Here is an 8797-nt window from a genome sequence, read left to right as displayed (position 1 = left end):
AAAAATTAAAGTTTTAGCACCTAATGAGATTACTGCTGGATTGGAAAGCGGTAAAGTCATCGGCTATGCCACCGATGAATTTTTTAATCAACAAACCCTCGCCGACAAAAAAGCTTTTACCGCCACGATCGATCGCGATGTTTGGCAAGGACACCCCGAAAAAATCCTGGCTAGTCTCGATACCTGGCTCAAAGATAATCCTACTACTGCTAAAGCATTAATGGCAGCAGTATTAGAAGCTTGCCAATTCTGCGATAACCAAGAAAATGTTAAATCATTAGCGCCAATTTTAGGTAAATCTGAATATACAGATTCAGGTACTAATAAAAACTGGCAAAAAATTCTCGCAGGTAACTATAATTATGGGGGGTTTGATGCTAAACCTCAAGTAATGCCAGTGCCTGACTTTCAGGTATTTCACTTTCAATCGACTAAATATCTCCAATCGCCCAATCATGCTAACTTCCTCTGGCACTCCCACGCTGTCTGGGTGTTGACGCAGATGGTACGCTGGAATCAACAGAAAGTTACCGATTATCCCAAAAATGCCGATGCGATAATCAAGCAGTTATATCCCACAGCAGGTTATGCTGAAGTAGCCAAAGCTTTTTGGCTGAATATGCCCAAAGGACAACTTAAAATTGAACAACCAGAGATGTTTGTCGATCGCATTGCTTTCGATCCAAATAAACCGATGGAATATTTGAATGGGTTTGAATTAAGAGCGTAGTTTAGTGAATAGTGGATAGTGGATAGTGGATAGTAGAAGGTAGTTAGAAAGTAGGGTGGGCACTGCCCACCATCCATACTTTAGAAAGTAGGATGGGCATTGCCCACCATTCACGTTTCAAGTCCGGTCACGCCAGTAGGGTGGGCACTGCCCACCATCCATACTTTAGAAAGTAGGGTGGGCATTGCCCACCATTCACGTTTCAAGATGAATTTAATTCAACATACATAATCCAAAAAGCAAGATGATTAAACTCTACGGTGGTGCTAGAAGTCGGGCTTCGATCGTGCGGTGGTATTTGGAAGAATTGGGAGTGCCCTATGAATTTATCCTGCTGGATATGTCTACCGGAGAGCACACTCAACCAGACTTCTTGAAAATCAATCCCTTTGGTAAAGTACCCGCAATTACCGACGGAAATTTTGCCTTATTTGAATCGGGTGCGATCTTGCTATATCTGTGTGAAAAGTATGGTGGAAAAGAATTATCGATCGAGCAACAAGCAGTTTTAACTCAATGGGTATTATTTGCTAACTCAACGCTAGCAACTGGGATTTTTACCGAAGCAAGCAGAGCGAAAGAATTACCTAAATTGATGACCCCTTTGAATGAATTACTCAGCAAAGATTCTTATCTTTTGGGTGATGAATTTAGCGTCGTCGATGTCGCTGTCGGTGCAATTTTGTATTATATTCCTTTGATGCTCAAGGTGGATTTATCTGCATATCCAGCAGTGACTAATTATATGCAATCTCTCTCCAGCCGTCCTGCTTTCAAGGTAGGTATGTCCTAAAATTAGTTAGGATAGAGAGAGATCCGCAGCAAGCAGCTTAACCCGTTGAGGGCTGGCAATAACCACCCTAAATCACCCATTTTTATGTTAACTTCGATCGATCGACCTCTAATCATTGCTGGCAAAACCTTCAACTCGCGGCTGATGACGGGTACGGGTAAATATCGCAGTATCGAGCAGATGCAAAAGAGCATCCTCGCTAGCGGTTGCGAGATCGTTACCGTTGCCGTGCGGCGAGTGCAAACCAAAGCCGCTGGACATGAAGGCTTGGCAGAAGCGATCGATTGGACTAAAATCTGGATGCTACCCAATACCGCTGGCTGTCAGACTGCCGAAGATGCCGTGCGGGTAGCGAGATTGGGGCGGGAGATGGCAAAATTATTAGGACAGGAAGACAATAACTTTGTCAAATTGGAAGTGATTCCCGACGGTAAGTATCTCTTGCCAGATCCGATCGGTACCCTCCAGGCAGCCGAACAGCTCGTCAAAGAAGGCTTCGCCGTACTCCCCTATATTAATGCCGATCCACTCCTCGCCAAGCGGCTAGAAGAAGCCGGATGCGTGACAGTAATGCCATTAGGTTCCCCGATCGGTTCGGGACAAGGCATCAGAAATCTCGCCAATATCCAAATCATCATCGAAAATGCCAAAGTCCCCGTCGTCGTCGATGCGGGCATCGGTACCCCCAGCGAAGCCGCTCAAGCGATGGAAATCGGCGCAGATGCTCTGCTCATCAATACCGCGATCGCCTGTGCCGAGGATGCCCCGCTGATGGCTCAGGCGATGGGAATGGCAGCAGTATCGGGACGATTGGGCTATCTGGCGGGGCGAATTCCAGTTGCTAAAGTTGCGATCGCTAGTTCGCCCCAAACAGGGACAATTAATTCGTAGCATCAAAGATTGATATCTTGCCATCTACTGGCAGTGGCGAATCGACTTAAATGCTTGACACTCGTAGTCGCAATTATACTCATCTGTCCTGGATATTGTGCCGATAAGATGCGCCACTGAGCGCAAATAATTAAATCCGCATCTAGCGAACCATCTTTCGCAGTTGGTAGCCCACTTAATTTAGATTGTGTCCATAGTACAGATGCCAATTTTAAACTTTCATCTGACACCGATAAAAATGAAATAAAATCTGTCAATTCATCGAGGTTATGCAAACTATCTCGATTTCCTGTTCGTTCGCTCTCTAAGATGAGATTTCGTCTGACTTCGTAGTAGCATAAATTGGAATATCTCGTTCGCCTGCGTGTGCGTTAGCACAATCGCTACCTTCCAGGATGAGAGAATAAGAATGGTTTTCTACATTGGGTACGATTCTCATCCTGAGAGGCTACGCCAACGCTACAAATCTGGATAAATCTACAATTCTGTCTGCTGTCAATCGAACTAATTGCATAAAGTTGGATTTTAAATGTTTCTAAGTTATGGATCGATCTCTCAACCTTAACTTTTACCCATTCAGATCTAACCAGTCTGTCAAATCGCTCATTTGAGTAAAATCTAGCGCGGCATCATGTAAACCATCTAACAGATCCAACGGTAATACGTTAACTCTTGCCAATATCTCTGTTGACACATCACCCACCCGTCGGTTCAATAGGCGCAATGTTTGAGCATGTGCATGTCTAACTTCCCCCAACTGCTCTCCAACTTGTTGGGCTGCTTGAAGCTTCTCTAAATATAAAGGTGATAACTGCATAATTAACTCCTGCTCTTCTGGTTCGATTGTTTCTCTGGCTTCGAGGATAACTTTCAGATTACCCAGCAAATCTAACGCATTATTTCGGTAGGGATGCTCCGCTGGTAGTGCAGCCACTTCTTCGATGGCTCGTGCCTGTACTTTACCCTTACGTTAGGGTCGAGTGACAAGTCACCTTGTCACCCTCCCATTCAGAACCGTGCTTGCTAGTTTACCAGCACACGGCTCCTCAACAATACGGCTGTTGTCACCAGCACCAGCGCGTCTGCTCATTGATAATTGCCAGCGACTTCAATGCAGTTTTGAGCATTGCGCCGCAGGGAAAGATCGCGAGCAGTTTTGACATCGTGGCAATGACGGTGAAGCGGTTGCAGATTATCGAATTTAGCTGTTCCACCTGCCGCTGTGGGCAGCATGTGGTCAACCTCAATCACATCGTCGCCTGTAAACAACAGTCCACATTCAGCACATCGACCTCGATGACGTTTGAGTAGTCGTGCTACTCGATGCGGCAATTCAGGATGTGTGCCTTTGCGAGTACTCCAGTAGAAAACATCCCCATCGAAATAACTTTTGTTGGCTCTAACCTTAATGTGGCGGATAATGGGCGTGTGCGAATGAAACACTAACTTCATCTGCTCCTGAGTGGAGAAGGTGAGTCTACCCTTAATATCATGCCAATACTTGGTGAGAGTTTTGGGGTCAAATCTTCCGGTTCGGTATCGTGCCCAAGCTCGAAGCTGTAAAAACAAGGTGTAATCGCAGCGATCGAAAGTTACTTTACTTACCACATGAGAATAGTAGTTAGTCCATCCCCGAATAATCGGATTTAGCCTACTTATCAGAGCCGCTTGAGGTGCTGTTTTATAGGCTTTAATGGTTTTTCTCAATTGCTCGATGTGTGCGGCAATTTTACTTTTACTTGGTTTGATGATTGTCTTAAACCCCAGCCGTTTACCCTGTGTAGTTCGTCCCGCCGAGTACTTACCCACTGGATATTGTCGGATATTAAATCCGAGAAAATCGAATCCGACCTTTTGCTCGTGTGGTGTGAACGTATGAGAGATTCTGGTCTTATTGGGGTTTAGTTCTAGAGACATCTCTTGTAACCATTCTTGCGCTACTGATTGGCACTTTTGGATGACATCTAGCGATGGGTGGAGTACGACGAAATCATCAGCATAGAATACGATACAGAGTTCCTTCTGTGCATCCATGCCTGGATTTATACTTTTCCGCATCGCTGTTTCCAAACCATGTAGGGCGATTAACGCCAAGGTCGGGGATAGAATCCCTCCCTGTGGTGTACCTTCGTGAGTTGGAAATAATTGACCATCCATCACCACTCCTGACCTCAACCAGGCTTTGATTTGCCGTTGTAATGTCGGGAAGGTTTCGAGCTTTTCTAGCAGCTTGTTGTGGTTGATTTTATCAAAGCATTTAGAAATATCGGCATCCAAAACATATTTGCTCGTACACCGAATACTCTTAAAGATTGCTTCGATAGCATCTTGAGTGCTTCTACCCATTCTGAAACCGTTGGTGCCTGGTTCAAATCTGGCTTCCCATTCGGGTTCAATTGCTAGTTTTACTAGCATCTGTTTGGCTCTTTCTATCAGACAAGGGATGCCTAACGGGCGTTGTTCCGCTGTTCCGGGTTTTGGAATCATTACCCTTCGCGTTGGTTGAGATGTTCCCGTTAAAGCTAAGGATTCGACGAGGTTAAGTCTTTGGACGGGGGTTAAGGATTTGATGCCATCAACCCCTGCTGTTTTCTTGCCCTGATTATCCTGTGTCACTCGTCTGACAGATAATAGCTTGGCAGATCTGGATTTCATCAATAGTTTCTGGAGTCTGCGAACCTGCTGGGTATCACCACGAAGTTTGGCTTTGAAGATTCTGGTTTGGAGTCGATAGACCATCAGGTGGATTTGTTTCCAGTTGATGTTCTTCCATTCATCGCTACCCATTGCTGAGTGCATCATCGTCTTTACTCTGACTAAAGGTTCTTCATTCCGTACTATCGGGTCTACGTCTGCATATCTTGGGCATTACCCCAAGCGTTGGCTTTTTAGACCATCCCACCCGCCAATCTGTTCGGTTTTAGTACCTGCTCTGAGTATTCGACCGCTCTGAGTAGAAATTGGTCGGGTTACTTCGTTCCTGATGTTGTTGGGTTGTGGGGTTAGGGTCGTACTGTCCACCGAGCTTCTTAATGGATATAAAAACCTCTTTTAATAGAGAAGAGGTTCGTGAAGCTAGTAACTTTTGTTGCCAGTGTTGTGATGATTCAGAGATTGACATCTAACTAAGCGTCATTTGTCAAACTCTTAGATTCACTCCAGCCAATTTCACTGGTATTTAGTGACGATGGTTCAGGCATACGTTCAAGCTTATTTGTGCTTTACCCATACCCACTTGCTAGCCGGAGTTTCCAGTTTTGGCTACCAGATACCGACATTTAACCCCGCTTCATTCCTCTGGCACTAAACCATTACAATGGGGGCTATGCTTTCACACCTTATATCTGGTGGATAGGATTAGCTGTCTGATTTTAGTTCAGAGGCAATCACCTATAAAAACATCAATTTATCATCTGAGAGAGATTAAAAGTGCGGACTCAATCCTGAAGGATTATCTCTCAGAAGCCCTATTCTATAAGCTTTGCAGCTATTTCAAATAAGAACGAATCGCACCCAATAGTCTAACCCATAGTGTAGTTAGTGTCTGGGGCAGTTGATGAATGACGATGATACCTGTCTTGAGGGTGGGACTGAGTAGATAGACACCTTCGCCCCACTGTTCTAGTTCTAATTTCGCACCGAGTCCTTCTAAAATCGGGGCGGATAGAGTAGGTGTCAAAATCCAGAGATTCGGTAAAACATCATCGCCTAGTTCTGGCTGCGATTGTCTTTTGGCTTCTCTGAGTAGATAGCTGTGCAAGTCGTAGAGCTTGGACATGCAAGCCCGAATTTGGGGCACTTTGACGGAATTGCGAAAGGGTTCAAAGATGACGGTGGTTTTCGCACATTCTGCGAGTATTCCTAATTCTTGAATGGGTGCAAGTTGGGGGTCGGGAATGAAATAGACATCAACTTCCCGAACTTCGCCACTAATCTTTAGAGAGGTTTGCACTTGACCTAAAGGCGATAGCAATGACTATAGAAAATCTTTGGCAAACTGGTCGTGGGGAAACCTTTGTCATCGCGGGTATTTTCTTGAGAGTATCTCGATCTCATTTTATCCCGATCGGAGATTTGTCGATCGAGTACTGAGATTGAGTCGATCGACAGGAAATGTTTGCCATCTATTACACTAAAGGTAGAGCCAATCGCTAGTACGCTTTGCTTGTCTTTAAAAGTATAAGGAAAAGTTAATATATGCTCATCCACAAAATATACCAAGAGCTGCAAGACATCCCTGAAGATAAGCTAGCCGAAATTTACGATCTGATTCATTACTTTCGTTTAGGGTTAGGACAAGAACAGATTCAGCCCCGTATCCCTGGCTTACTAACAGGAACACTCGGAGATGATTTTTTTGAACCACTATCAGAAGAGGAACTGCAACAGTGGGAGTAGACTGGCTGAACTTAAAAATTTACCTGTCATCACCTATGACGAAGCTTTTCAGACTGGGTTAATTCAAGTCATTCCTCATCGCAAGTAGTAAAAACTTTTCTATCTCCCGATCGGGCAATATATCCCTGACTGGTTGAAGGTGGTTTCGCATCCATTACACTAGAGGTAGAGCCAAAAGACTGCTCCTCGATAACTGTTAATTTCTGATTATGTTTGACCAATTAGCCGAAAGTTTAGAATCAGCCTGGGTAAAGTTGCGCGGTAAGGACAAGATTAAGTCCTCGAATATTCAAGACGCGCTCAAGGAAGTCCGCCGCGCCTTGCTTTCGGCTGATGTCAACGTCCAGGTGGTCACAAATTTCGTTAAGGAAGTCGAACTCAAAGCTCAAGGTGCGAACGTCATTTCAGGAGTGCGCCCCGACCAGCAATTTATCAAGGTTGTCTATGACGAACTTGTCAAGACGATGGGGGAAACCAATAGTCCCCTAGCAACTGCCAGTACCAAGCCGACAGTAATCCTGATGGCGGGTTTGCAAGGTGCGGGTAAAACGACGGCGACGGCGAAGCTTGCGCTACATCTGCGGAAAGAAAATCGGACAACTTTGATGGTGGCGACAGACGTATATCGTCCGGCGGCGATCGATCAGCTCATCACGCTGGGCAAGCAAATCGACGTGCCAGTGTTCGATATGGGTACAGATGCTAATCCTGTCGAAATTGCCCGTCAAGGCATCGCCAAGGCGCGGGAACTGGGCGTAGATGTGGTGATTGTCGATACTGCCGGACGGTTGCAGATCGACGATCGGATGATGACGGAATTAGCCGATGTCAAAGCAGCAATTCAACCGGATGAAATCTTGCTGGTAGTAGACTCCGCCATCGGTCAGGAAGCGGCGAATGTCACGATGACATTTAACGATCGAATCGGCATTACAGGGGCGATCTTAACTAAATTAGATGGGGATACGCGCGGTGGTGCGGCTCTATCTGTCCGGGCGATTTCCGGTAAACCGATCAAATTTGTCGGGGTGGGTGAGAAAGTTGAAGCGCTTCAGCCCTTTTATCCAGAGCGGATGGCATCGCGGATTCTGGGGATGGGCGACGTGCTGACGCTGGTGGAAAAAGCCCAGGAAGATTTCGATATTGCCGATGCGGCAAAATTAACCGAAAAAATCCTCGAAGCCAAATTTGACTTCAACGACTTCATCAAACAGATGCGGATGTTGAAAAATATGGGTTCTTTGGGTGGGTTGCTGAAGATGATTCCCGGGATGGGCAAACTCTCTGACGGGCAGCTCAAACAGGGCGAAGATCAGCTCAAAAAGGCTGAAGCGATGATTCAGTCGATGACGAAAGAAGAACGCGCTAATCCCGATTTACTCGCGAGTACTCCCAGTCGGCGGCGGCGGATTGCCAAGGGTTGTGGTTATGAAGAAGCTGATGTTAGTCGGCTGATTGCTGAATTTACCCGGATGCGAACCATGATGCAACAGATGAGTATGGGGAATTTTCCCGGCATGGGTGGGGGTCAACCAGGCGCACGGGGCGGTCAACCGGGCGCACCTGCAAAAGCGAAGAAAAAGAAAAAAGGTTTTGGAACTCTGTAACATCTGTGCCGATCGTGGTAAGTTCGGTACTAATATTTGTCTTGCTTGGCATTCCTCGATTCGGTACTAATCCCTCGTGAAATTAGGCGAGGCGAAAATTAGGGTGTCGTGAGAAAAAAATTTGATGATTTCGATCGTCAAGATGAATAGTTCTCCGTATTATTACTGAGAAAAATATCCCGGCTGGCTCGATCGAGCCAGCGCAGCAACCGCCGCTGTACGGCAACTGTGGCGGTTATGAAGACCCGGGTCTAGCAGCGATCGAATCCAGTTTGGGATGGAACCCAAATAGCGATACTTGGCGTCTATGGAGAAGACTGAGCGATCTAGTAAGTAAATCCTCGGATGGACTGCCGACCCTAGCTTGTTATACTGAGC

Annotated in this window: 9 protein-coding genes; 5 read left to right on the top strand and 4 right to left on the bottom strand. The window is 45.9% G+C overall.

Translation table 11 applies throughout. The features are described from left to right. The 3 genes from RMO52_RS06515 to RMO52_RS06505 all read left to right on the top strand — a co-directional run. A partial coding sequence (locus RMO52_RS06515; protein ID WP_310412073.1) for an ABC transporter substrate-binding protein occupies positions 1–730 on the top strand: 730 nt, incomplete at its 5' end. Positions 731–974: 244 nt separating this feature from the next. Next, on the top strand, positions 975–1523 hold the full coding sequence (locus RMO52_RS06510; RefSeq protein WP_309745147.1) for a glutathione S-transferase family protein: 549 nt from the start codon (positions 975–977) through the stop codon (positions 1521–1523). Positions 1524–1607: 84 nt separating this feature from the next. After that, entirely contained in the window at positions 1608–2414 is an 807-nt protein-coding gene (locus RMO52_RS06505) for a thiazole synthase (protein WP_309745145.1), read from the top strand. A 2-nt stretch (positions 2415–2416) separates the two neighbouring features. On the opposite strand, the gene RMO52_RS06500 is transcribed toward RMO52_RS06505, so the two are convergent. The 4 genes from RMO52_RS06500 to RMO52_RS06485 all read right to left on the bottom strand — a co-directional run bounded on the left by RMO52_RS06500 (position 2417) and on the right by RMO52_RS06485 (position 6366). Continuing rightward, complete coding sequence (locus tag RMO52_RS06500) at positions 2417–2644, bottom strand: hypothetical protein (RefSeq protein WP_310412069.1); 228 nt, start codon at positions 2642–2644, stop codon at positions 2417–2419. Between the two features lie 338 nt (positions 2645–2982). Beyond that, a complete protein-coding gene (locus RMO52_RS06495) occupies positions 2983–3348 on the bottom strand; it encodes a DUF4351 domain-containing protein (protein WP_310412066.1) in 366 nt (121 codons plus the stop codon). A 152-nt stretch (positions 3349–3500) separates the two neighbouring features. After that, the gene (locus tag RMO52_RS06490) at positions 3501–5216 is read right to left on the bottom strand and encodes a reverse transcriptase domain-containing protein (protein ID WP_310412063.1); all 1716 of its coding nucleotides are present in this window, start codon (positions 5214–5216) and stop codon (positions 3501–3503) included. A gap of 685 nt (positions 5217–5901) precedes the next feature. Then, complete coding sequence (locus tag RMO52_RS06485; RefSeq protein WP_310412057.1) at positions 5902–6366, bottom strand: hypothetical protein; 465 nt, start codon at positions 6364–6366, stop codon at positions 5902–5904. A 245-nt stretch (positions 6367–6611) separates the two neighbouring features. Here RMO52_RS06485 and RMO52_RS06480 point away from each other — a divergent pair, with 245 nt between their 5' ends. Both RMO52_RS06480 and ffh read left to right on the top strand, forming a co-directional pair. Beyond that, on the top strand, positions 6612–6812 hold the full coding sequence (locus tag RMO52_RS06480) for a hypothetical protein (protein WP_310412054.1): 201 nt from the start codon (positions 6612–6614) through the stop codon (positions 6810–6812). A 209-nt stretch (positions 6813–7021) separates the two neighbouring features. Further along, a complete protein-coding gene (ffh, locus tag RMO52_RS06475) occupies positions 7022–8419 on the top strand; it encodes a signal recognition particle protein (RefSeq protein ID WP_310412051.1) in 1398 nt (465 codons plus the stop codon). Positions 8420–8797: the final 378 nt, after the last annotated feature.

The organism is Chamaesiphon sp. OTE_8_metabat_110 (genome assembly GCF_031382685.1).
Lineage (GTDB): Bacteria > Cyanobacteriota > Cyanobacteriia > Cyanobacteriales > Chamaesiphonaceae > Chamaesiphon.
The sequence above is the reverse complement of the archived record's forward strand: the minus strand, read 5'-3'. Positions and strand labels throughout refer to the sequence as shown.

What these genes read in the sequence shown, in the direction of transcription:
- RMO52_RS06510 (WP_309745147.1), top strand. Translation starts at nt 975, where the DNA reads ATGATTAAACTCTACGGTGGTGCTAGAAGTCGGGCTTCGATCGTGCGG.
- RMO52_RS06505 (WP_309745145.1), top strand. Translation starts at nt 1,608, where the DNA reads ATGTTAACTTCGATCGATCGACCTCTAATCATTGCTGGCAAAACCTTC.
- RMO52_RS06490 (WP_310412063.1), bottom strand. Translation starts at nt 5,216, where the DNA reads ATGATGCACTCAGCAATGGGTAGCGATGAATGGAAGAACATCAACTGG.
- RMO52_RS06480 (WP_310412054.1), top strand. Translation starts at nt 6,612, where the DNA reads ATGCTCATCCACAAAATATACCAAGAGCTGCAAGACATCCCTGAAGAT.
- ffh (WP_310412051.1), top strand. Translation starts at nt 7,022, where the DNA reads ATGTTTGACCAATTAGCCGAAAGTTTAGAATCAGCCTGGGTAAAGTTG.